Below are 23,414 nucleotides of genomic sequence, written 5' to 3'. Positions count from 1 at the left end.
GCTCCATGTAAAGCACGGTTAAACAACATCGTTCTGCCGCCGACGCAGGATCTGGCGGCGAATGGGAAAGCGGTCGGCATGCCTTGCGGGATCCTGACGGGGCAGGGGCAGCTACACGGCTGCCCATCCCCGGGACCCACACTATATGCATGACTTCATTCAGTGGTTCAACCCCTTGTCGCCCTTGATCAGCCCGGGATTGCGCGACGGGGTGTCGGCAAGCGGGGTCAGGTCATCGGGATCGGGCTCGTCCGCAGCCATGTGCTGGCGAAGGGTGATCAGGGCGGCGTCGAAGTCGAACTCCTTCAACTGCCTGGCCAGGGTCTCGCTTCGAGTGCCCAGCATGAGCCGCAGGGGGGCGGCGTATTGCTCGTACAGGGGGATCACCGCGGTGTCGCTCTGCACCAGCAGCGCCTCCATCTGGCGAAGCAGCTGGCGGCGCCACGGGTTGCCGAGGGGCACCAGATCCGTGGCCGTGGCCGCCTCTTCGTTCCCCAGCCGTTCATGCAGGGCGGCAAGCCACCTGTCGATGGTCGACATCAGTTCGGCCGGCGGGGGGGTACCGGCGGCGATCTCCTGCTCCAGCTGCAGGCAGTGCTGCGCTAGCTCCACCGCCCCCAGGGTGCTGGCCACGCCGCGCAGGGTGTGAACCAGGCGGGAGGCGGCGGTCTGGTCCCCGGTCTGCAGATGCTGGCTCAGCAGGACCATGTCCTGATCGTGCTCGCTGGCGAAGTAGCGCAGCAGGGAGAGGTACTTCTCCTGATTGCCCTTGAGCACCGCCAGCCCCTGCTGCAGATCCAGCCCGGAGAGTCCCTGCAGGGGGGAGAGGGGGCCCGTTTCTATGCCCGGATCATGCTCTTCATGGCGGAGCCCGGCCACTTTGCCGTCGGGCAGCCACCGCTGCAGGGCCTCAAACAGCTTGGCGGGGGTGACGGGTTTGGGGATGAAGTCGTTCATGCCGGCCGATTCGCTCGCCTTCCTGTCCTCCTCGAAGGCGCTGGCCGTCAGGGCCAGGATGGGGACCTGCTCCCAGCCGGGCAGCGCCCGGATGGCTCGGGTGGCGCTGTAGCCGTCCATCAGCGGCATCTGTATGTCCATCAGGATGAGATCGAAGGAGTGCTGCCTGACGCGCTCCAGGGCCTCCTGGCCATTGACTGCGGTCTCGATGACGAGGCCGCTGTTGCACAGCAGCTCCAGCACCACCTCGCGGTTGATGGCGTTGTCCTCCACCAGCAATACCCTGGCATGGCCCGGGAAATAGCGCGTCTGTTCCACCTGTTCGAGCAGCTGCGATGGCTGCACCTCCTCCCTGGCCTTGAACAGACGGGCGGTAAACCAGAAGCAGCTCCCCTTGCCCGGGGTGCTGGTGACGCCGACTTCTCCCCCCATCAGGGCCGCGATCCGGCTGGTGATCGCCAGGCCCAGGCCGGTGCCGCCATATTTGCGGGTGGTGGAGACATCGGCCTGCTCGAACGCCTGGAACAGCTTCTCGCGCTGCTCTGGGGTGATGCCGATGCCGGTGTCCTCCACCTCGAAACGCAGCAGATAGCCGGTGGTGAGCGGGCGGGTGACCCGGACCCTGAGGGTGACCGAGCCCTGTTCGGTGAACTTGATGGCGTTGGTCGCGTAGTTGAGCAGCGCCTGGCGCAGCCGGGTGATGTCACCGTGGACCCAGGCCGGGGCATCCCCGATGTCGATCACGATGGCGAGCCCCTTGGCGCGGGCCTGCTCGCTCATCAGGGCGCTGACGTTGTCCAGCATGGCGGTGAGGGAGAAGTCGGTCAGCTCCAGCGCCATCTTGCCCGCATCGATCTTGGAGAGGTCCAGGATGTCGTTGATGATGCTCAGCAGATGCTGGGCGGCGTTGTCTATCTTCTCCAGCCGCTCGTGCTGGATGCGATCCGGCGTGTCGCGCTTGAGCAGATAGGTGAGCCCCAGGATGGCGTTCATGGGGGTGCGGATCTCGTGGCTCATGTTGGCTAGGAAGGCACTCTTGGCGTGATTGGCGCTCTCGGCGCGCTGGTGGGCCAGGGCCAGCTGCAGGGTGCGCTCGTTGACCATCTCCTCCAGGTGGTAGCGATACTGGTCCAGCTCCTCGCCGAGCTGCTTCTTCTCGGTGATGTCGGCCTGCACGGTCACATAGTGGGTGATCTCGCCGTTCTCCTGGCGGATGGGGGAGACGGTGGCCAGCACCTGGTAGTGGGCACCATCCTTGCGCCGGTTGATGAACTCCCCGTGCCAGCGCTGGCCGTGGTGGATGGCATCCCAGAGCGCGACATAGGTGGCATTCGGGGTGAGACCGGAGCGCAGCAGGGAGGGCGTCTGGCCGATCACCTCGCTCTTCTGGTAACCGCTGGCGGCGAGGAAGGCGGCGTTGACGTACTCGATGCGTGACCGGGTGTCCGTGATGAAGACGCCGTCCGGGCTCTGCTCCAGGGCCAGGGACAACTGGCGCAGCTGCTGCTCGGCCAGCTTGCGCTCCGTGATGTCCAGATGGATGCCAAGGAGGCGGACAGGGCGCTGCTGGGCATCCCGGTAGACGCTCCCCTTGCTCGCCAGCCAGCGCACGTTGCCGTCCGGCAGCAGGATGCGGAACTCGAGCTCGACCGGTGCCCCGCTCACCGCCCGCTCGGCCAGCAACTGCTCGATGCGGGGCCTGTCATCGGGATGCAGACAGGCCTGCCAGGCGGCAAAATCACCCAGGTCCTGGGCGCTGCGGCCATAGAGGCGGGCACATTCGGGCGAGAAGAAGAGACGGTTGCTGACCATGTCCCACTCCCAGATCCCCACGTGGGCCCCTTCCTGAGCCATCAACAGCCGCTGCTCGCTCTCGCGCAGGGCGCTGCTGATGGTCTCGGCACGCACCCGGGCGCTGATGGCATCGTCCATCAGGTTCAGTGCCGCGAGGCGGGCGCGGCGCTGGGTATCGAGTGCAGCCTGTTGATTGTGCAGCAGTCGCTGCTCGGCCAGCTTGCGCTCCGTGATGTCCTGCACTGTCCCATAGAGCTCGATGATGGTGCCGTCAGGCGCTGTCAGGGCCGCGCCACGGGCGATGACCCAGGCGGATTCCCCCTGCTCGTTGATGATCTCGGCATCGCACTCGTAGGGTTGCCCGTCCCGTCGGCAGCGCTCGACAGCCTGGGCGACGGCGTGCCACCCCTCCTGGGTGAAGTACTTTCTCACCTCGGGATAGACGGCGGGGGGCAGGGCGGGATCGCGGCCATAGATGCGATAGATCTCCGGCGACCAGAAGTGGCTGTCGTCGGCAATGCGCCAGCGCCAGTTGCCAATCTTGGCCAGCCGCTGGGACTCGCGCAGTATGGCCTCGTTGCGGCGCAGGGCCTCCTCGGTCTCCTTGTTCTGCCGATTGTCCTCGATGATGGAGATGAAGTAGTCGGGTTCTTCGTCAAGGTTCCTCACCAGGGCCACCGTCAGGGTCGTCCAGATGGTCTCTCCCCCCTTGTGCAGGTAGCGCTTTTGCAGGGTGTAGTGGGGGATCTCCCCCGCCAGCACCCGGGCAACATGGGTCTCATCGATGAAGAGATCGTCCGGGTGGGTCAGCTGCTGGAACGTCATCTCGGTGAGCTCGTCGGCCCGGTAGCCCAGCATGTCGCACAAGCGCTGGTTGACCCGCAGCCAGTGACCATCGGGGGAGACCAGGGCGATACCGACCGCCGCCTGCTCGAAGGTGGCCTGGAAGCGGTTCTCGCTCTGCTGCAGGCGGGACTGGGTGTTCATCAGCTCCTGCCAGTGCAGGATCTCCCGGGCCCGGGCGCTGTGGATGGCGGCACTGAGCAGGCTGACGAGGAGGCCGTTGGCGATGAGGAGCCCCCACTGCACCAGATCCTGGCCCGCCGTAATGCGCAGCTCATTGACGGGGGGCAGCATGAAATAGGTGGTGACCAGGGCGCTGACCAGGGTGCAGAGCAGGCCAGGCAGCAGGCCTCCCAGCAGGGCGCAGATGATGATGGGCAGCATGAAGAGCACCAGCAGCGGGCGCTCGCCGAAGGCGATGGGCAGCTGGATCCGGATCTGCAGCATCAGCAGGGGAAGCAGCACCGCCAGCAGGCAGACGCCCCAGCGTTGGGTAGAGGGGCGAACATGCCAGAGTTGCGACCAGCTCATGATGGGTGATCCTCCGGTGGCGTGGGGGCCTGGGGGTAGGGAGGCGGCAGCCCGAGCTGGCGCGAGAGCCCGTTGATCTGGTGCTTGAGCGCCAGCATGGCGAGCTCCCTGTCCACCATCACCTTGTTGAAACGCTCCAGCTCATGGTTCTGCTGGCGCAGCTCGTCGGCCTGGTGGGTCAGGGCCTGTTCGACCTGCTCCCGCTCGGTGACGTCGAGCAGGAGCCCGATCACCGCGGGCTGGCCGCGATAATCGACGCGCCGCCCGTAGAGCTCGACCTCCAGGGCCTCCCCCTGCCGGTGCTGGGCGCTGAAACGGGTGTGTATTTCGCTGTCATCCTGCTCGCACGCCTGTATCAGTGCGGCCACCCTGGCGCTGTCCTTGGGGGCGGCGAGGGCGTGCAGGCTGCCAACGCCGAGCAAGGCCCCAGGTGAATCATAGCCAAACAGCTGGGCAAAGCAGGGATTGATGTAGCAGAGACGCCCCTGCTGGATGATGTAGATGCCGGCGAGGGACTGCTCTACCAGGGCGCGAAACAGCCCCTCCCGCTCGCGCAAGTCGGCCTCTGCCCGCTTGGCGTCCGTGATGTCGCGGGAGATGCCGAAGATGCCGATCACCCGGCCATCGCTGTCTTGCAGCGGCCCCTTGGTGGCGAGGAAGACGCGATCCCCTGAGGGCAGGGTCAGGTACTCCTCCTCGGTCTGTACCCGGTTGCGTTCAATCACCTGGCGGCCGGCGGCCATCAGCATCCGGGCCTGCTGCGGGGGAAAGATGGCCATGTCGTCCTGGCCCAGCATCTCGGCGGCGGATTTGCCGACGAACCGGCTGGCGGCGCGATTGAACAGGATGTACTTGCCCTCCCTGTCCTTGGCAAAGATGGCATCTTCCGAACTGTCGGCGATGGCGGAGAGCAGCTGCAGCGCCTCCAGCCGCTGGGACTGGGAGTGGTGGAGCTGCTCGGCCATCTGCAGCCGGGTGTGCTGGCGCAGCAGGATGACGCCGGCGTTGGTGATGAAGAGCACCAGCAGGCCGATGAGGCCGATCCAGATGCTCTCCTTGAAGGTGGCCTGATAGAGTTCGGCCTTGTCTATCTTGGCCAGCAGATACCAGTCCGTGTTCATCACAGGGTAGACGACGCCAAATACCTCGGTGTCCCGATAATCCTTGCCGGAGAGCACCCGGGATTCGCCCTGACCGGCGTAGAGACGCAGGTACTGGGCGGCCAGCAGGGTCTGGTGGGTGAGGGGGTAGTGCAGGGTGAGGGCCGCGACATCAGGGCGATAACGCAGGCCACTCAGATAACGCACCTGATCCCCCTGCTGGCGAAACAGCATGGCTTCGCCACTGCTGTCGGGAATGGGCCAGGTGCGAAGGATCCGATCGGCCCAGTCAGTGCCGATGATCTGCAGCGCGATCACGGGGGAAGCCTTGCCCGGGGTGTTCAGGGCGGCCAGAAAATCCAGCCTGGATTGTCCCCGCTCATCGAGGTAGGGGCCCACCCTGAGCACCTTGCCTGCTTCCACCCGGGCCAGGGCATCCTGCAGGGTAGTATTCATGGTGCCGGCCCCCGGGGTGTGCCACAGGGTCTGGGCGGTTGGACCAAACACGGCGGCCCCCTGGAATCCTCGCAGTGAGATGAAGTCCAGCAGCTGTGTCTGCCACTGGGCCTGTTCATGGGATGATGCGGCCGCCAGCCCATCCCGATGCAGGGCGTCATAGCGCGGACTCTCGATGATCTGGCGGACATCCTGCTCGCGGTTGTCGAGCCATTCGGTGATGCGCCTGCTCTTGAGATCGGCGATGGCTTCGAGGCGGGCGACCTCCTTGCTCCGGGTCAGCTCGATGTTCTGGGCGATGGCCATGCCGGTCAGCGCCAGGATGAGCCCGTTGAGCAGCACGAAGGGGAGCCACTGACGCCGGGTCACGCCGGGGGTGACCAGGGCCTGGTCGGTGCGACGGCGCAGCATGGCATAGAGCATGAGCGCTGTGATGAGAATGAAGAGCCAGCCCTTGATGGTGCTGGCGAGGGCGAACTGGGCCGGGGTGCTGAACAGCCACTCCACCGCCTTGTCGGAGAGCAGGATCCACAGGCTCGCCACGGCGGCATAGGTGAGCACCACGTTGAGCACGTGGGCCCGGGTCAGCGGAGGCCGTTCAGCCATGCGCGACCTCGCCGTCATCCCGGTAGCGCTCGGCGATGCTCACGAACTCCTCGAAGTGACGGTCGAAGGCCGCCACCACGTCCGGATCGAAGTGTTGCCCGCTGCCGGAGAGAATGAGGGCGCGCGCCTCCTCATAGGGCATGGCCGGTTTGTAGACCCGGGCACAGATGAGGGCATCAAACACGTCGGCCAGCGCCATCAGACGGGCAGAGAGGGGAATGGCGTCCCCCTGCAGGGCATCCGGGTAGCCGCTGCCGTCCCACTTCTCGTGGTGCCAGTGGGCGATCTCCTTGGCCAGGGTCAGGAAGGCCAGGGGTTGCTCCATGTCCTGCTCGGCCTGCTCGATGGCGTCGCTGCCGAGCTTGGCGTGGGAGCGCATGACCTGCCACTCCTCCGGGGTCAGCTTGCCCGGCTTGAGCAGGATGTGGTCGGGAATGCCCACCTTGCCGATGTCGTGCAGGGGGGCCGAGCGGCTCAGCAGATCGATGTAGCCCGGGGTCAGGGTATGGACGAAACGGGGGTGGCTTGCCAGGGCGCTGGCCAGCAGGTGCACGTACCCCTGGGTGCGCAGTATGTGGTTGCCGGTCTCGGGATCGCGGATCTCCGCCAGGTGGGCGAGGGCGCGGATGGCCACCTGCTGGATCAGATCGTTTTCGGCCATCCGCCTGGCCACCTCGGCTTCCAGGGCTGCATTCTGGTTCTGCAGGCCGTCGCGGGCCTGCTTGGCTTCCAGCTGGGTGCGCACCCTGGCCTGAACGATGATGGGCTTGATGGGCTTGGTGATGTAGTCGACGGCGCCAAGGGAGAGACCGTACTCCTCGCTCTGGGGATCGGCGAGGGCGGTGAGCAGGACCACGGGGATGGTGCTGCCACCCGGGGACTGGCGCAGTTGTCTGAGCACCTCATAACCGTCCATGCCCGGCATCATGACGTCCAGCAGGATGAGATCCGGCTGGGTGTCGCTGCCGACGATGCGCAGGCACTTCTCTCCGCTTTGGGCGGCCAGCACGCGGTAGTGAGGGGAGAGCAGTTCGGTCAGTACCATCAGATTTTCGGGCGAGTCGTCGACAATCAGAATGGTGGCGCTGTGAGGTGTCAACATATGTCTTCCATGACGCTGTCCCTATGGGGTCGAGTATAGAGCCAATTGCTGCCAAATCATAAGGTTCGCACACATCGGGGAAGAGAGGCCCGCCCGTATGGGCAGGCTCTCCGGGTTCACGGGGTCGTGGTGCCCTGGCCCCAGCACAGGATAGCGTCTCTTACGTCGAACTTGCCCTCCAGCAGGGAGCGACCGAGGATGATCCCCTTGACCCCCGAGCCCTTGAGCGCCTCGATGTCGGCCAGGCCGCCGATGCCGCCTGAGGCCTGAAAGCCGACGTTCGGGTAGCGGGCACAGAGATCCCGGTAGAGCGCGACATTGGTACCGGCCAGAGTGCCGTCCCGGCTGATGTCGGTGCAGAGCACGTGCTTGAGCCCGGCGGGGAGGAAGCGCTCGATCAGGGCTTCGATGGTGACACCGCTGTTCTCCTGCCAGCCCGCCACCGCAATGTGGCGATTGCCCTCCTCATCGATGTTGACGTCCAGGGCCAGCACGATGCGCTCGGGGCCGTATTTCTCCATCCAGCTGGCCACCAGCTCCGGAGACTTGACGGCGGTGGAGCCGATCACGACCCGGTTGGCGCCTGCCGCCAGCAGATCGGCCACGTCCTGCTCGGTGCGCACGCCGCCGCCGACCTGCACCGGGGCGTCGGTGGCCGACAGCAGCCGGGTGATCAGGGACAGCTGGCGCGCCCTGGCATCCTTGGCACCGTCCAGATCCACCAGGTGCAATTGCCCCGCCCCCTGGGCGACGTATTCATCGAAGCGGGCCTGGGGGCTGCTGCTGTAAGCGGTCTTCTGGTCGTAGTCCCCCTGATAGAGTCGAACCACCTGACCGTTAATCAAATCAATGGCGGGAATGATCATCCTTGTCACAGCTCCAGAAAGTTTTGCAGTAAACGGGCGCCGGCTGCACCGGATCGCTCCGGGTGGAATTGGGCACCAAAGAAATTGTCGCGGCCCACGATGGCGGTAAAGGGTCGGCCATAGTCGCAGATGGCCAGGGTCGCCTCGGTCACCTCCAGCGCATAGGAGTGCACGAAGTAGAAGTAGCTGCCGCTGTGGATCCCCTTGAGCAGCGGGTGGGTCTCGTCGTGGGTGATCTGGTTCCAGCCCATGTGGGGCAGGCGCAGATTGCCCACCTCCATCAGCCGGATCTTGCCCGGCACTATGCCGAGGCAGTCGATCTCGCCGCATCCCTGATCCGCTGTGTTCATGCTCTCTTCGGAGGCCTGCGCCAGCATCTGCATGCCGAGGCAAAAGCCCAGCAGCGGCTGTTTGGCGGCGCGAATAAGGGGCACCAGCCCGCGTTCGTTCAAGTTCTTCATGGCGGCCACCGCGGTGCCGACCCCGGGCAGGATCAGCTTGTCGGCCTGCTCGATGTCGACGGCCTTGCTGGAGACCTGGGGCTGCACGCCCAGGCGCTCGAACGCCATCCTGACCGAGGCCAGGTTCGCGCAGCCGGTGTCGATAATGACCAGCTTCTGGTTTGCCATCACAGCACCCCCTTGCTGGAGGGGAGCTCGCTCCCTTCCACCCGGATTGCCTGGCGCAGGGCACGGCCGAAGCCCTTGAACAGCGCCTCCACCTGGTGGTGGGTGTTGCCGCTGCCGACCTTCATCTGCAGGGTGATGGCCATGGCGTCCGAGAGCGAGCGGAAGAAGTGGGGCACCATCTCGGTGGCCATCTCGCCCACGCTGTCGCGGCCAAAGCCGCTCGGGCAGTCGAACACGAAGTAGGGGCGACCGCTGAGATCCAGGGCCGTGGCCACATCCAGTTCGGTCAGGGAGGGGGCCTGCTCGTTGCCGCTCGTGGCTTCTGTCGGACGGGGACGGCCGTCGATCACCGCCTGCACCTCGTCCATCGCCAGCACGAAGCCGAAGCGGCCGATGCCGCGCTTGTTGCCAAGGGCCTGGCGCAGGGCCTGGCCCAGCGCCAGCCCGACGTCTTCCACCGTGTGGTGATCGTCGATGTGCAGATCGCCGCTCACCTTGAGCCTGAGGCGAAAGCCCGCGTGGGTCGCTATCTGATCCAGCATGTGATCGAAGAAGCCGATGCCGGTGGCGATCTGGTTGCCGCCGCTCTTGTCGAGATCCACCGCCACCTGGATGCGGGTCTCCTTGGTGTAGCGCTCCACCTCGGCGGTGCGCCCCTTGGAGAGCAATTGATCACGGATGGCGAGCCAGCCACTCTCCTGCGGGTGGTAGCGGATGCCACGGATGCCCATGTTCTCGGCGAGCTGCAGGTCGGTCTGGCGATCGCCAATGACGAAGGAGTTGGCGAAGTCGATGCGACCCGAGGCCAGGTACTCCTTCACCAGGCCCAGGTTGGGCTTGCGGCAGCTGCAACCGTCGGTGGGGAAGTGGGGGCAGATCAGCACCTGCTCCCAGGTGACGCCCTGGGATTCGAACAGGTGCATCATCAGATCGTGGGGGGGCTGGAAGTTCTCCAGCGGCAGGCTGGCGGTGCCCAGCCCATCCTGGTTGGTCACCATCACCAGCACGTAGCCGGCGGCCTGGAGTTCCCGCAGCACAGGGATCACCATGGGCTCGAAGCGCAGCTTGGCCAGGCTGTCCACCTGCTTGTCGGTGACCGGCTCCTCGATCAGGGTGCCGTCGCGGTCGATAAACAAAAACGGGGTCTTCATCTCTTCTACGTCCTTATACGCTGGCGGCAGACGGGGTGGTGGCGGCAACATCGCGCAGCACCTGGAGCACGGCATCCATTTCGCCCTGATAGCCGATGGTGATGCGGATGCTGTTGTCGAGCCCCGGCTTGCTGGAAAAATCTCGCAGTATGATGCCGGCGGCCTTCATGGCGGCGAACACGGCGGCCCCGTCATTGAAGCGCACCAGCACGAAGTTACCCTTGTCCTCGAACACTTCCTTGACGCAGGGCAGACGGAGCAGTTCGGCCTTGATGATCGCTTTTTGCTTGTTGAGCTCCTGCACCCGCTCCTGCATCAATTCCAGCCCCATGGGGGAGAGCGCCTGGCTTGCTATCTGGGCGATGGGGTCGGGAATGGGGTAGGGGGCGATCACCTTGGCCAGCATGGCGATGACCTCGGGATCCCCCAGGGTGAAGCCGCAGCGGATCCCCGCCAGGGCGAAGGCCTTGGAGAGGGTGCGGGTCACCACCAGGTTGGGGTATTGGGCGAGCAGGTCCACCACACTCGCCTCCGGACAGAACTCGATATAGGCCTCGTCCACGACGATGATGGCGCGCTCCCGGGCCTTCTCTAGCAGGGCGATGAGCCCCTTGCGGCCCACCAGATCCCCGGTGGGGTTGTTGGGGGAGCAGAGAAACACCAGCTTCACGTCCGACAGCCGATCGGCGATGGCGGGCCAGTCGGGTTGACGGCTCGCGGTGAGCGGCTGCTCCACGATGCCGACGCCGCAGGTCTCGGCGCTGATGGCGTACATGCCGTAGGTGGGCGGACAGATGAGGATCTGATCCTCCCCCGCCTCGCAGAAGGTGCGGATCAAGAGCTCGATGGCCTCGTCGGCCCCGCGGCTCACCAGCACCCGATCCGGGGTCACCCCGGCGTAGGCGGCGTAACCGTTCACCACCTCGGCCGGCTGGCACTCGGGGTAGCGGTTGAGGCGGCTGCCCTCGACGGTGAAGGGGTAGGCCAGCGGCGCCTCGTTGGCGTTGAGCCAGACGTGGCCCTTGCCACCGATGCGGCGGGCGGACTGGTAGGGGGTGAGGGCCCGCACCACGCGGCGAGCCAGGTTGGCGATGCTCATGATAAATCCTTTTGCAGTGCGTTCAGTCTGAGGGTAACGGCATTCTTGTGGGCATCGAGCCCTTCCGCCTCGGCGATGCGCTGGACGATGGGGCCCAGGCCGCGGATCCCTTCCGCACTCAGCTCCTGCACCGTGTAGCGGCGCTGATAGTCGGCGAGCCCCAGGCTCGAGCAGGTGCGGGCATAGCCGTAGGTGGGCAGGGTGTGGTTGGTGCCGCTGGCGTAATCGCCGACCGACTCCGGGGTCCAGGCGCCGAGGAAGATGGAGCCAGCGTTCTCGAGCTTATCGAGCAAGTCGCGCGGCGCCTCGGTCTGCACAATCAGGTGCTCGGGGGCGTAGGCGTTGGAGATGGCGCAGGCCTCGTCCAGGTTGTCGCAGAGGATCACCAGACTGCTGCCGAGCGCCTGGGTGGCGATGTCGCGGCGGCTGAGCAGCGCCAGCTGCGCCGCCAGCTCCTCTTCGACCACTTTCGCCAACAGCGCAGAGGTGGTCACCAGCACCACCTGGCTGTCGGGGCCGTGCTCGGCCTGGGAGAGCAGATCTGCGGCCACGAAGGCGGGGTTGGCACTGTCGTCGGCGATCACTAGCACCTCGGAGGGGCCGGCGGGCATGTCGATGGCGGCGCCGCGCCAGTCGCGGGAGACCTGGCCCTTGGCCTCGGTCACGTAGGCGTTGCCCGGGCCGAAGATCTTGTCCACCTTGGGGATCGTCTGCGTGCCATAGGCCATGGCCGCGATGGCCTGAGCACCGCCGATGGCGAACACCTGGCGCACGCCGCAGGCGCGGGCGGCGAACAGGATCTCGTCGCTGGCCGGCGACGGGGTGCAGAGCACCACCTCGCGGCAGCCGGCTAGGCTTGCCGGAATGGCCAGCATCATCACGGTGGAGGGCAGCGGGGCGCTGCCTCCCGGCACGTAGAGGCCGACCCGGCCGATGGGCTGGGTGCGCAGCTCGCACAGGACGCCGGGCTGGGTCTCGACCCGCACGACGGGCTGCACCTGGGCGGCGTGGAAGGTGCGGATATTGGCGATGGCGGCCAGGATGGCACCTTTGATGTCATCATCCAGTCGGGCACAGGCGGCGTCCATCTCGGCCTCGCTCACCCGCAACTGCTCGCGGGGGGCGCGCTCAAAGCGCTGGCTGAGCTCGCGCAGCGCCTCATCGCCCCGGGCCCGTACGGAGGCGATGATCTCCCGCACCACGGCGCCGATGTCGGCCTCGTCGCCGAGGGCGGGGCGGGTCAGCACCTCGACCTGCCGGGCGGGGGAGAGACTCTTCCAGATCAGGGTCTGCATGATGTTGCTTCCTTATTCCATCATCTTTTCGATGGGCAGCACCAGGATGGAGCTGGCCCCCAGGGCCTTGAGCTGCTCCATGGTCTCCCAGAACAGGGTTTCGCTGGAGACGACGTGCAGCGCTACCTGATTGGTCTCGCCGGCGAGCTGCATGATGGTGGGGCGCTCTGCGCCGGGCAGCAGGGAGGTGATGGCGTCGAGCTTGTCTTTCGGGGCGTGCAGCATGATGTACTTGCTCTCGCGGGCCTGCTGCATCCCCTGGATGCGGGGCAGCAGCTTGTCGATGAGCTTCTGCTTGGCGTCCGACAGGGGGTTGGGGGCCTGGACCAGCACGGCCTTGGAGCGGTAGATCACCTCGACCTCTTTCAGGCCGTTGGCCTCCAGGGTCGCGCCGGTGGAGACCAGATCGCAGATGGCATCGGCCAGGCCCGCGCGCGGCGCCACTTCCACCGAGCCCCCCAGCATCACGCTCTTGAAGCCCAGGCCCTGCTCGTCGAAGAAGCGCTTGAGCAGCCCGGGGTAGGAGGTGGCGATGCGCTTGCCGGCGAGGCTCGCAGGGCCTTGATAGTCCACGTCGTCCGGCATGGCCAGAGAGAGGCGGCAGCCGCCAAAATCGAGCTGTTTGAGGGTCTTGACCTCGGCTGGCAGTCCCTGGGCGGCGCGGATGAGCTGCACCTCTTCCAGCACGTTCTCGCCGATGATGCCGAGATCGACCACCCCTTCCATCACCAGGCCCGGAATGTCGTCATCGCGCACCCGCAGGATGTCGATGGGCATGTTCTCCACATGGGCGATGAGGCGCTGCTCCCGCAGGTTGATCTTGAGGCCGCAGCTCTTGAACAGGGCCTGGGAGTCCTGGCTCAGGCGGCCGGACTTTTGCATGGCGATGCGCAGACGTTGTGTTTCCATTGCTCGATTTTCCTTCTAGTCAAAAACGAAAAAACCCTCGGAAGTGGGTGCTTCCGAGGGTTTATGAATCTTGCGGTCCTTTTGGAAGTCACCAGTTAAGTGTCTTCCAGCAGTCAACCTCCTGAAAGACTATTCGGGATGATGATGGTGGTGATGAGTCTTCAGGGTGGTGAACTTCATGATGTAATCAATCCTTTACAAATCAGATGTCGTTGTTGACGCCCGATTTAAACTACCTGCCTTGACGGAAAAAGCAACCGAAAAATGTGATCCGGACGATTTAAGTTGAGAAAACGGTTTTCTGGTCGATAACTAAACGATGAAGAGCCAGAGGAGGCGACATCATGCCCAGCCAGGATCTGTTATTCCCCATCTTGCCCCGCGCACCCTCGACGCCGAGCCCCGACGACATCAAGCGGGAGGTGACCCAGATCAGCCAGAAGCATCAGCTGCGCAAGATAGGCACCGAGAATGGCGGCGGTGGCGGCCAGCCGCGCCAGCAGGGGTATCATCCGGAGCGGCGTGATCAGCCGAAGGTGCAGGAAGATGATCACAAGCCGGACCCCGATCACCAGATCGATCTCTTCGTCTGAACGTATTATCAGTCCCGCTTTCGCCGCGCTTTTGGCATAATGCCCGCTTTTGCTGCGGGACACGCCTTTGACCATCCAGACCCTGTTCAAGCCAGACGGCCCTCTGGCCCGCCACATCGATGGCTTCAAGGCCCGCGCGCCGCAACTGGAGATGGCCGAGGCGGTGGCGCGCGCCATCCGGCATGGTGGTCGCCTGCTGGTGGAGGCGGGCACGGGCACCGGCAAGACCTACGCCTACCTGGTGCCGGCACTGGAGTCCGGCAAGCGGATCGTCATCAGCACGGGCTCCAAGAACCTGCAGGAGCAACTCTTCTACCGAGATCTCCCCACCATCACGGGGGCGCTCGACTACACGCGGCCTGTGGCCCTGCTCAAGGGGCGCAGCAACTACCTGTGCATCGAGCGGATGAACCGCCTGCTCGCCGAATCCCACCTGCAAAAGCCCGACGTGCTCAATGATCTGGTCAAGGTGAAGTCCTGGTCCACCACCACGGACAATGGCGATGTGGGGGACATTCCGGGGCTGCAGGAGAATGCCGAGATCCTCCCCCATGTCACCAGCACCAACGAGAACTGCCTGGGCCGCGACTGTCCCTACTATGACGACTGCCACCTGGTGGTGGCCCGCCGCCGCGCCATGGAGGCCCAGGTAGTGGTGATCAACCATCACCTCTTCTTCGCCGACATGGCGGTGAAAGACACCGGTTTTGGCGAGCTGGTGCCCGAGGCGCAGGTCTATGTGTTCGACGAGGCGCACCAGTTGCCCGAGATCGCCAGCAACTACTTCGGCAAGTCGGTGGGCAGCCGCACCATCCAGGATCTGGCCCAGGACATCCAGTTGGCCTATCGGGCCGAGGCTCACGACATGGCCCAGCTCGGCAAGGCGGCGGACCGGCTCGACATCGCCAGCCAGGATCTGCGTCTGGCCTTCGGCGTGGAGGGGGGGCGCGGCAATACCCGAGACCTGCTGCGCCAGCCGCTCTGGGCCCAGGCGCTGGCTCGCCTCAACGACGCGCTCGGGCTCTGCTACGAGGTGCTGAAACTGGCGCTCGGGCGTGGCGAGCAGCTCGACCACTGTTTCGAGCGCATCAGCGAGCTGCGCACCCGGCTTGGGGAGGTGCTGGCCATCAACCAGACCGGTTTCTCCTACTGGTACGACTGTTCGCGTCTGCACTTCACCCTGAGCCTCACCCCGCTCTCGGTGGCCGAGCGCTTTGGCGCCGAGGTCCTTCGCCCCGAGGTGGCCTGGATCTTCACCTCCGCCACCCTGACGGTGGACAATCGCTTCGATCACTTTGTGGCCGAGATGGGGCTGGCCGGCAGTGCCGAGCTCATCCTCGACAGCCCGTTCGATTATGCCGAGCAGGCGCGGCTGTGCGTGCCTCGTTTCTTGCCCGAGCCCAATGCCTTCGGGCGGGGGGAGCAGCTGGCCACCCTGATGATCCCGCTCATCAACAAGACGCCGGGGGGCTGTTTCTTCCTCTGCACCAGTCATCAGGTGATGCGGCAGGTGGCCGAGGTGCTGCGCCGGGAGATAGGTCGCACCGTCTTGTTGCAGGGGGAGGACAACAAGCAGCGGCTGCTCAAGACCTTCGTGGAGAACGGTCGCGCCGTGCTGGTGGCCACCAGCAGCTTCTGGGAGGGGATAGACGTGCGGGGGGCCGCATTGTCCTGTGTTATCATCGACAAGCTGCCCTTTGCGAGCCCGGATGATCCCCAGCTCAAGGCGCGGGTGGAGGATTGCAGGCTCAAGGGGGGAGATCCCTTCGCCGAACTTCAACTGCCCAAGGCGGTGATTGCGCTCAAACAGGGGGTGGGGCGGCTCATCCGTGATCGCAGTGATCACGGGGTTCTTGTTATCTGTGATCCCCGGGTGGTCAACAAGCCCTACGGCGCCACCTTCATCAAGAGCCTGCCCGCCATCCCAAGGACCCGGGAACTGGCGAGCCTGGGAGAATTTTTCGGACCACGGGAGTGAGTCCACCGTGCCGGGAACTCGTCCCGGCCAGTGCATGACGGCAGGCCAAGGCCATGCTGACGATTTAACTGATTGATGTGAAGAGAATAAAAAAAATGGATGAGTTGAAGATCCTGGCCGTTGATACTGCCACCGAGGCCTGCTCCGCTGCGCTCATGGTGGGCGACAAGGTGTTCTCCCGCTGGGAGGAGGCGCCGCGGGATCACACCCGCAAGATCCTGCCCATGGTTCAGGCTGTGTTAGCCGACGCCGGTCTATCGTTGGAGCAACTCGACGCCATCGCCTTCGGGCGGGGACCGGGCTCCTTCACCGGGGTGCGGATCGGGATCAGCGTGGCCCAGGGGCTTGCCTTTGGGGCCGGCGTGCCGCTCATCGGCATCTCCACCCTGGCGGCCATGGCTCAGGGGGCTCACCGTCTGGAAGGGGCCGAGCGGGTGCTGGCCGCCATCGATGCGCGCATGGACGAGGTCTACTTCGGCCACTACGAGTGGCAGGGCGACACGATGCAACTGGTGGGGGAGGAGGTGGTAAGCCACCCAGGCGCACTGGTTGAGGCCCGTGGCACGCTGAACGGGCGTGTTGCCTGTGTCGGCACCGGCTTTGAGACCTATGGTGAGACGCTCGACGATCTGGCCGAGGTCCTGGTGACGAGCCAGGTGCGCTTCCCGGCGGCGCTCGACATGCTGCCCCTGGCAAGCAGAGCCTGGCTGGCGGGGGAGGCGGTGCCGGTGGAGCAGGCCACACCGGTATATCTGCGCGACAAGGTGACCTGGAAGAAACTGCCGGGTCGCGAGTGACATCCAACGGCGAGCCGCGACTCGATGCCAGTGAGTGAAGGTGGACGACGCGGATAAGGAGAGGCGAATGATGAAATCCGTGATCATGCTGGCGGGGCTGCTGCTGGCGGGCTGCAGCTCGGTGCCCAGGGAGCTGGTCTATGAGCCGGAAAACCAGCTGGTGGCCTATCAACCCGCCCTGCAGGGGATGGAGGGCAAGCCGGCCCGCTGGAGCGGGGTCATTTCGGCGGTGCACAACGAACAGGATCAGAGCGTGGTGGAGGTGGTCTATCTGCCGCTCAAGGCCAACGGGGTGCCGACTCAGACCGAGCAGAGCCCGGGGCGCTTCCTCGCCGTCATGAAGGGCTTTGTCGATCCGACGCTCTACGCCAAGGGGCGCAGCCTGACGGTGCTTGGCACCCTTGACAAGCCGGTGGACAGCCAGATAGGGGAGCACAAGTATCGTTTCTCCGTGCTCAAGGTGACCGCCAGCAAGCTGTGGCCACCGGTGAAGGAGGTGGAGATCCGCTACGTGGATCCCTACTTCTACGACCCCTTCTATGATCCCTTCTGGCCAAGGCGCCACTACTCCCGCTGGTGATGATGACAGAGCGCTTCATCACCCTGGCGGACGGGCGGCGCATCGCCCTGCTGGACAACGGTCGGCAGGGCAGGCCGCTGCTCGTCGCCCTGCACGGCTGGCTCGACAACGGCGCCAGCTTTCTGCCCCTGGCGCCTCATCTTGAGGCATTTCACCTCGTCTGTCTCGATCTGCCGGGGCACGGCCACTCGGATCACAAGGTGACCCCCTATGTCTTCGTTGACTGGCTGGACGATCTCCACCAGATCGTGCAGGCCGCAGGCTGGTCGCGCTTCATCCTGCTGGGGCACTCCCTGGGAGCGCTGATCGCCAGCGCCTATGCCGGGGTCTTTCCCGAGCAGGTGGCGCGCCTCATCCTGCTGGAGGGGCTCGGGCCGCTGAGCCAGCCCGACGAAGAGGTGCCCGGGCAACTGCGCCGCGCCATTCTCAATCGCAGTCGTACTCGCGAGCGCGCGTCCGGTGGGTTTGCCTCCCTCGACGAGGCGGTGGCGGCCCGCTGCAAGGTGGCGGACATCAGCCCGGCGGCGGCGCGCCTCATCTGCGAGCGGCAGCTGGTGGGGCGGGAAGGGCGCTGGCATTGGCGCAGCGACCCCAGGCTGCGGGATCTCTCGCCGCTGCGCATGAGCGAAGGGCAGGCCCAGGCGCTGATCCGGGCCATCGCCTGTCCCGTGCTGTTCATCCGGGGGGAACAGGGTTTCCCCGGGCTGCTGGCGCAATGGCAGTTGCGGGGGCCGCTCTTTGGCCAGATTGAAATGGTGCAGGTGGCGGGAAATCACCATTTCCACATGGAAAATTCGGCACAAACCGCCGTTTATATCGAAAAGTTCAGTCAAATCCGGTAGGATCGCCGGCTTTGAATCATGTCAGGTTTGCTTTCTCCCTCACACTTCCCGTTGTTAATTCACTGTTAATCGATGTTGCCTTATGTAAATATGTGCGGCATTAGAGCATGAGCTTAAAACAACTGATTGAAATGGATGTGACAGGGACGGAGGCAACACAGTGAGCGCACAGGTGCGAGTTATGCAGGAGAAGTTCGTGGAAAGAGTCTGGCTGAAGCGTTATCCAGAAGGGGTGCCCGCCGAGATCAATCCAGACCAATACGGCTCCCTGGTCGAGATGTTTGAAGAGTCGGTGACCCAGTTTGCCGATCAGCCCGCCTTCGTCAACATGGGGCAGACCATTACCTATCGCCGGCTGGAGGAGCAGTCCCGTGCCTTTGCCGCCTATCTGCAGAACGAGCTCAAGCTCGGCAAGGGCGACAGGGTGGCGGTGATGATGCCGAACCTGCTGCAATACCCCATCGCCGTGTTCGGCATACTGCGGGCCGGCATGACTGTGGTCAACGTCAACCCCCTCTATACTCCGCGCGAGCTGGAGCACCAGCTCAACGACTCCGGCGCCAAGGCCATCGTCATCGTCTCCAACTTCGCCCATACCCTGGAGAAGGTGGTCTACGACACCCCGGTCAAGCACGTGATCTTGACCCGCATGGGGGACAACCTCGGCCTGGCCAAGGGGACCTTGGTCAACTTCGTGGTGAAATACGTCAAGAAGCTGGTGCCCAAATACAACCTGCCCCATGCCAGCACCATGCGCCAGGCGCTCGCCAAGGGGCGCTATCTGCAGTACATCAAGCCGGAGATCAGCAACCAGGACATCGCTTTCCTGCAATACACCGGCGGCACCACGGGTCTCTCCAAGGGGGCCATGCTGACCCACCGCAACATGATTGCGAACGTGGAGCAGTGCCTCGGCGTTTACGGTCCCGTGCTGGAGCGCGGCAAGGAGTTCGTGGTCACGGCGCTGCCGCTCTACCATGTCTTCGCCCTCACCGTGAACTGCCTGCTGTTCATGCGCCTGGGTGGCTATAACCTGCTCATCAGCAATCCCCGCGACATCCCGGGCTTCGTCAAGGAGATCAAGAAGTACCCTTTCACCTGCATCACCGGGGTCAACACCCTGTTCAACGCGCTGGTCAACAACGACGAGTTCAAGGGCATGGATTTTGCCAAGCTCAAGCTCACCATAGGCGGCGGCATGGCGGTGCAGCGGGCGGTGGCCGAGCAGTGGAAGGCGCTGACCCTCACCCCGCTGCTGGAAGGCTATGGCCTGACCGAGTGCTCCCCCCTGGTGAGCGTCTGCCCCTACGATCTGGTGGACTACAACGGCTCCATCGGCCTGCCGGTTTGCTCCACCGAGATCCGGCTGGTGGATGACGAGGGGAACCTCGTCACCCAGAGCGGCACCCCCGGCGAGATGCAGGTACGCGGCCCCCAGGTGATGACCGGCTACTGGCAGCGCCCGGAGGCCACCGCCGAGGTGATGCAGGATGGCTGGCTCTGCACCGGCGACATCGCGGTGTGCGACGAGCAGGGCTTCTTCAAGATCGTGGATCGCAAGAAGGACATGATCCTGGTCTCCGGCTTCAACGTCTATCCGAACGAGATCGAAGACGTGGTGGCGCTCCACCCCAAGGTGCTGGAAGTGGCCGCCGTCGGCGTGCCGAACCCGGTCTCCGGCGAGCAGGTCAAGATCTTCGTGGTCAAGAAAGATGCGGCGCTTGCAGAGAACGAGATAATTGCCCACTGCCGCAAACATCTGACTGCCTATAAGGTGCCGAAACTGGTAGAATTTCGCGACGAACTTCCCAAGACCAACGTGGGCAAGATCCTGCGCCGCGTGCTGCGCGACGAGGAGATTGCCAAGCAGTAACCGGCATGCACTGCTCTGCAGTCACGCGCTGTCGTTATGCAAAACCGTGGGGCATCCACGGTTTTTTCTTTCTGGGTCCGACCAACGTGCAGGCAACGATGCAATATCAACTCATTTCACAGCAAGCCGAACTGGATCAGTATCTCGCTTCCCTGGCCGACGTTCCCCTGGCCATCGATACCGAATTCGTTCGCACCCGTACCTACTATCCTCAGCTCGGTCTGTTCCAGATCTATGACGGCGAGCGCCTCGCCCTGCTGGATCCCCTGACGCTCGATCTCTCCGCTTTGTGGCAGCGCCTAGGCCGGGCAGGGCAGATCGCCATTTTGCACGCCTCCGGCGAGGATCTGGAGCTTATCCAGCATCAGGCGGGTCATCTGCCGAACCAGATGCACGACACCCAGCTGGCGGCGGCCTTCCTGGGCCATGGCGTCTCGGTCGGCTTTGGCGCCCTGGTCAACGAATTCCTCGGGGTCGAGCTTGAGAAGGATCAGGCTCGCACCGACTGGCTGGCTCGTCCGCTCACCCCTCGTCAGCTGGAATATGCCGCGGCGGATGTCTTCTATCTGCTGCCCCTCTACGACAAGGTGATGGCCAGGCTTCGCGAGAGCGGCAAGTTTGCCTGGTTCGAGCAGGAGTGCCAGAACCACTCCGCCCGCAAGACCCAGGGCAGTGATCCCCGTCAGGCCTACCTCGAGATCGTCAACGCATGGCAACTGGGCCGCCGCGAGCTGGCCATCCTGCGGGAGCTGGCCGCCTGGCGCCAGCAGGAGGCAGTGCGTCGAGATCTCGCCCTCAACTTCGTGGTCAAAGAGCTGCACCTGTTCAAGGTGGCGGAGCGCAGGCCAACCTCGCTGCGGGATCTCAACGAGCTGGGGCTAGCCCCCATCGAGATCAAGATCCACGGCAAGCGGATGCTGGACATAGTCGCGGCCGCCCAGCAGAGCGACCCCGAAGGCTGGCCCGAGCCCATCCGCCGGCTGGTGGATTATCCCCAGTACAAGGCCGAGCTCAAGCGCATCAAGGCCATGGTGGAGGAGAAGGCCAAGGCCAGCAACATCCCCCCTGAGCTGGTCGCGAGCAAGAAGATCATTCACCAGTACTTCACCTGGAGCTGGCGCATGAGCTCCGAGGAGCGGGCCCGGGCGGACAAGCCCATGCTGCTGCAAGGCTGGCGCCATGAGCTGGTGGGCCACCTGCTGGCGCAGTAGCGGCCTCTGGTGCCCCTATGACGAAAGCCCTGGCTGCGTGTGCGGCCAGGGCTTTTGCTTATCAGGATGCCCTGCAACAGGACCAGATCCTGGAAGCCGGTCCCCCCGCAGTATCGTTCAGCTAAATGCTGAGTATTTATACGATGTTCAACCTGTGCTTGGTCAGCGTCAGCCTATAAGTTGGTTGCTGTATTACTCCCATCGACCGTCAGTGGGTCACTGGTGGAATTCGTCAGCACTATATTCTGACTCCCCCGATGGTGCCGCTATATGCTCAGCAGATGGTCACTCCCCTCGAACAGGAGCTTCACGACGTCGCTACCGCTGGTGCCGTAATTGGCAAGCGACGCTGCGTCCACGAAGTTGGCGCCGCCGCTGGCGCCGTTGGTATCCACCTGCACGGTAACCGAGTTGCCTGACTGCGTCAGGCGAACAAAATCCGACTCTTGGCTCCCTGCGGTGAAATTAGCATCCAGCAGGTCCGATAGGTCGATGCTGTCACCTTCGGAGAAGTTGTAGTCGATGATCGAGTCTAAGTGGCTCACCCCCGTCTGGGCGAACACGAAGCGGTCGGCGCCCGCTCCGCCGCCCAGCACGTCATTGCCATCTCCACCACTCAGCACGTCGTTGTCTCCGCCCGCGAGCAGCAGGTCGTTGCCGCCGCCTCCATTGAGGATGTCCGTCCCGCTGTTGCCAAACAGCAGGTCGTTCTTGTTCAGGCCGTTCAGGGTTTCCGCGCCCGAGGAGGAGGCGATCAGATCGTTGTCGCCGTTGCTGCCGTCCAGCGGCGTGCCGTTGTCGGCGACCAAGGTGTAGGCTGCGGTACCCAGCGTGTAGCCATGGATGGTGCCGCCATTGCTGAAGGTGAGGGTCTCCACCTGTGCGCCGGCAAACTGATCCTGAACTGTGATATGGGTGTCACTGATGTCGAGCAGCAGATGGCTGCCGACCCGCTCGACGTGGAGGGCGGACAGTGCCGTGCTGTCTGTCGGTGAACTGGTGTTGATCAGCAGGGCGTCGTTGTTGCCGCCACTGTCCCGGACTATGTCCGAGCCATCGGCGAGACCGAAACGGTAGATATCGCCGTTGCTGCTGCCGCCGAGCAGCACGTCGTTGCCCTGGCCGCCGACCAAGGTCTCGCTGGCGCTGTTGCTACCGATCAGTATTTCATTACCCTCCGTGCCATCCAGGCTGCCCAAGCCGTCTCGGAGTATGGATACAGTTGCCGCAGCGCCAGTCAGCGTGCCATCGGTGGCCGCATAGCTGAATGAGCCCCCGGCAGGGGTACTGTCGATGAAGCTGACGCTGCCGCTGCTTCCCAAGCCGGCAGAATGAGAGACTGTTCCGTCTGAGGCGCTACCAACATTGGTTACATCCAGCAAGCCGTCTCCATTGCTGCTGTCGTTCAGCAGCAGCGACCACTCCGGGATCAGGATGGCGGTGCCCAGCGCAATGCTGGTGATCACGCTGTCGGCTGTGGTGGTCGGTGGCTCGCCCACATCGGTCACGCCTATGGTGAAGGATGTGCTGTTGCTGGACCCGTCGGCGCTGGTGGCCCGCACGGTAATGCTGTGGTTGGTGGCGGTCTCGTAATCGAGCGCCGCGGCCACTGTGACCACCCCAGTGCTGCTGTTGATGGTGAAGCGGCCATCGGCATCGTTGCTCAGCGAATAGGTGATGGCCTGGCCGCCGGCGTCGGCATCACTGGCGGAGGCAGTGATTCCCACTTGGGTACCAATGGCGGCGTTCTCGGCCACCGAGTTGCTGGCAACATTGCTATCGTTCGGGCCAAGTACCGGGTTGTCGTCGACATCGTTGATGGCGATGGTGAAGGTCTGTGCCTTGCTGGAGCCATCGGCACTGGTGGCAGTGACCTCGATATTCACGCTGGCACCGAGGGCTTCACGGTCGATGGCGGCGGCGACGGTGACCACGCCGGTGGCGGGATCGATGGCAAACAGGCCGCCGGGATTGCCGGACAGGCTGTAGGTGACGGCATTGGTGGTGGCGTCGGCGTCGCTGGCAAAGGCGGTGACGCCGACCAGGGAGCCGATGGCGATGTTCTCGTCGACGGCATTGGTGGCGGCGTTGGTGTCGGTCGGGGTAGTGACATCGAACTCGTCGACATCGTTGATGACGATGGTGAAGGTCTGTGCCTTGCTGGAGCCATCGGCACTGGTGGCAGTGACCTCGATATTCACG

The 23,414-nt window shown here is 64.3% G+C and carries 17 protein-coding genes and 1 other annotated feature; of the genes, 7 read left to right on the top strand and 10 right to left on the bottom strand.

Going from position 1 to position 23,414, the window contains the following annotated elements; all coding sequences use genetic code 11:
• Positions 1-159: 159 nt before the first annotated feature.
• The 9 genes from BN1132_RS15670 to hisG form a co-directional block, all read right to left on the bottom strand.
• Positions 160-4,128 carry a PAS domain S-box protein gene (locus BN1132_RS15670; protein ID WP_042078717.1) on the bottom strand — a complete coding sequence of 1,323 codons (3,969 nt, stop codon included), beginning with the start codon at positions 4,126-4,128 and terminating at the stop codon, positions 160-162.
• A complete protein-coding gene (locus BN1132_RS15665) occupies positions 4,122-6,287 on the bottom strand; it encodes a PAS domain-containing protein (protein ID WP_042078716.1) in 2,166 nt (721 codons plus the stop codon). Before BN1132_RS15665 ends, BN1132_RS15670 begins: the two co-directional genes overlap by 7 nt.
• Positions 6,280-7,389 (bottom strand): response regulator, encoded by a 1,110-nt coding sequence (locus BN1132_RS15660; RefSeq protein WP_042078715.1) that lies wholly within the window; start codon positions 7,387-7,389, stop codon positions 6,280-6,282. Before BN1132_RS15660 ends, BN1132_RS15665 begins: the two co-directional genes overlap by 8 nt.
• Before the next feature lie 116 nt (positions 7,390-7,505).
• Positions 7,506-8,255 carry a 1-(5-phosphoribosyl)-5-[(5-phosphoribosylamino)methylideneamino]imidazole-4-carboxamide isomerase gene (gene hisA, locus BN1132_RS15655; protein ID WP_042078714.1) on the bottom strand — a complete coding sequence of 250 codons (750 nt, stop codon included), beginning with the start codon at positions 8,253-8,255 and terminating at the stop codon, positions 7,506-7,508.
• A 5-nt stretch (positions 8,256-8,260) separates the two neighbouring features.
• The gene (hisH, locus tag BN1132_RS15650; RefSeq protein WP_042078712.1) at positions 8,261-8,884 is read right to left on the bottom strand and encodes an imidazole glycerol phosphate synthase subunit HisH; all 624 of its coding nucleotides are present in this window, start codon (positions 8,882-8,884) and stop codon (positions 8,261-8,263) included.
• A complete protein-coding gene (gene hisB, locus BN1132_RS15645) occupies positions 8,884-10,035 on the bottom strand; it encodes a bifunctional histidinol-phosphatase/imidazoleglycerol-phosphate dehydratase HisB (RefSeq protein ID WP_042078710.1) in 1,152 nt (383 codons plus the stop codon). The genes hisH and hisB overlap by 1 nt, the downstream gene beginning before the upstream one ends.
• 13 nt (positions 10,036-10,048) lie before the next feature.
• A complete protein-coding gene (hisC, locus tag BN1132_RS15640) occupies positions 10,049-11,134 on the bottom strand; it encodes a histidinol-phosphate transaminase (protein ID WP_042078708.1) in 1,086 nt (361 codons plus the stop codon).
• Positions 11,131-12,429 (bottom strand): histidinol dehydrogenase, encoded by a 1,299-nt coding sequence (gene hisD, locus BN1132_RS15635; RefSeq protein ID WP_042078707.1) that lies wholly within the window; start codon positions 12,427-12,429, stop codon positions 11,131-11,133. Before hisD ends, hisC begins: the two co-directional genes overlap by 4 nt.
• Before the next feature lie 12 nt (positions 12,430-12,441).
• Positions 12,442-13,338, bottom strand: a complete 897-nt coding sequence (hisG, locus tag BN1132_RS15630) for an ATP phosphoribosyltransferase (RefSeq protein ID WP_042078706.1) — start codon at positions 13,336-13,338, stop codon at positions 12,442-12,444.
• A gap of 25 nt (positions 13,339-13,363) precedes the next feature.
• Positions 13,364-13,492 (bottom strand) — a sequence feature (His leader region).
• A gap of 190 nt (positions 13,493-13,682) precedes the next feature.
• Between hisG and BN1132_RS15625 the strand changes: the two genes are divergently transcribed.
• From BN1132_RS15625 to rnd, 7 genes are all read left to right on the top strand, one after another.
• Entirely contained in the window at positions 13,683-13,931 is a 249-nt protein-coding gene (locus BN1132_RS15625) for a hypothetical protein (protein WP_042078705.1), read from the top strand.
• Between the two features lie 67 nt (positions 13,932-13,998).
• Complete coding sequence (locus BN1132_RS15620) at positions 13,999-15,909, top strand: DNA repair helicase YoaA (RefSeq protein ID WP_042078704.1); 1,911 nt, start codon at positions 13,999-14,001, stop codon at positions 15,907-15,909.
• Between the two features lie 95 nt (positions 15,910-16,004).
• On the top strand, positions 16,005-16,706 hold the full coding sequence (gene tsaB / locus BN1132_RS15615; protein WP_042078703.1) for a tRNA (adenosine(37)-N6)-threonylcarbamoyltransferase complex dimerization subunit type 1 TsaB: 702 nt from the start codon (positions 16,005-16,007) through the stop codon (positions 16,704-16,706).
• Positions 16,707-16,773: 67 nt separating this feature from the next.
• A complete protein-coding gene (locus BN1132_RS15610) occupies positions 16,774-17,286 on the top strand; it encodes a Slp family lipoprotein (protein WP_042078700.1) in 513 nt (170 codons plus the stop codon).
• On the top strand, positions 17,286-18,128 hold the full coding sequence (locus BN1132_RS15605) for an alpha/beta fold hydrolase (protein ID WP_042078699.1): 843 nt from the start codon (positions 17,286-17,288) through the stop codon (positions 18,126-18,128). The genes BN1132_RS15610 and BN1132_RS15605 overlap by 1 nt, the downstream gene beginning before the upstream one ends.
• Before the next feature lie 196 nt (positions 18,129-18,324).
• Positions 18,325-20,001 (top strand): long-chain-fatty-acid--CoA ligase FadD, encoded by a 1,677-nt coding sequence (gene fadD / locus BN1132_RS15600; RefSeq protein WP_084203006.1) that lies wholly within the window; start codon positions 18,325-18,327, stop codon positions 19,999-20,001.
• Between the two features lie 98 nt (positions 20,002-20,099).
• Positions 20,100-21,212: a ribonuclease D gene (rnd, locus tag BN1132_RS15595; protein WP_042078697.1), complete on the top strand. Its 1,113-nt coding sequence runs from the start codon at positions 20,100-20,102 to the stop codon at positions 21,210-21,212.
• 266 nt (positions 21,213-21,478) lie between these two features.
• On the opposite strand, the gene BN1132_RS15590 is transcribed toward rnd, so the two are convergent.
• Positions 21,479-23,414, bottom strand: a 1,936-nt coding sequence (locus BN1132_RS15590; RefSeq protein ID WP_042078695.1) for a cadherin domain-containing protein, incomplete at its 5' end; no start/stop codon positions are given.

Source organism: Aeromonas sanarellii, assembly GCF_000820085.1.
Lineage (GTDB): Bacteria > Pseudomonadota > Gammaproteobacteria > Enterobacterales > Aeromonadaceae > Aeromonas > Aeromonas sanarellii.
Note: the sequence above shows the minus strand (reverse complement) of the source record. Positions and strands in the feature narration are given on the sequence as shown.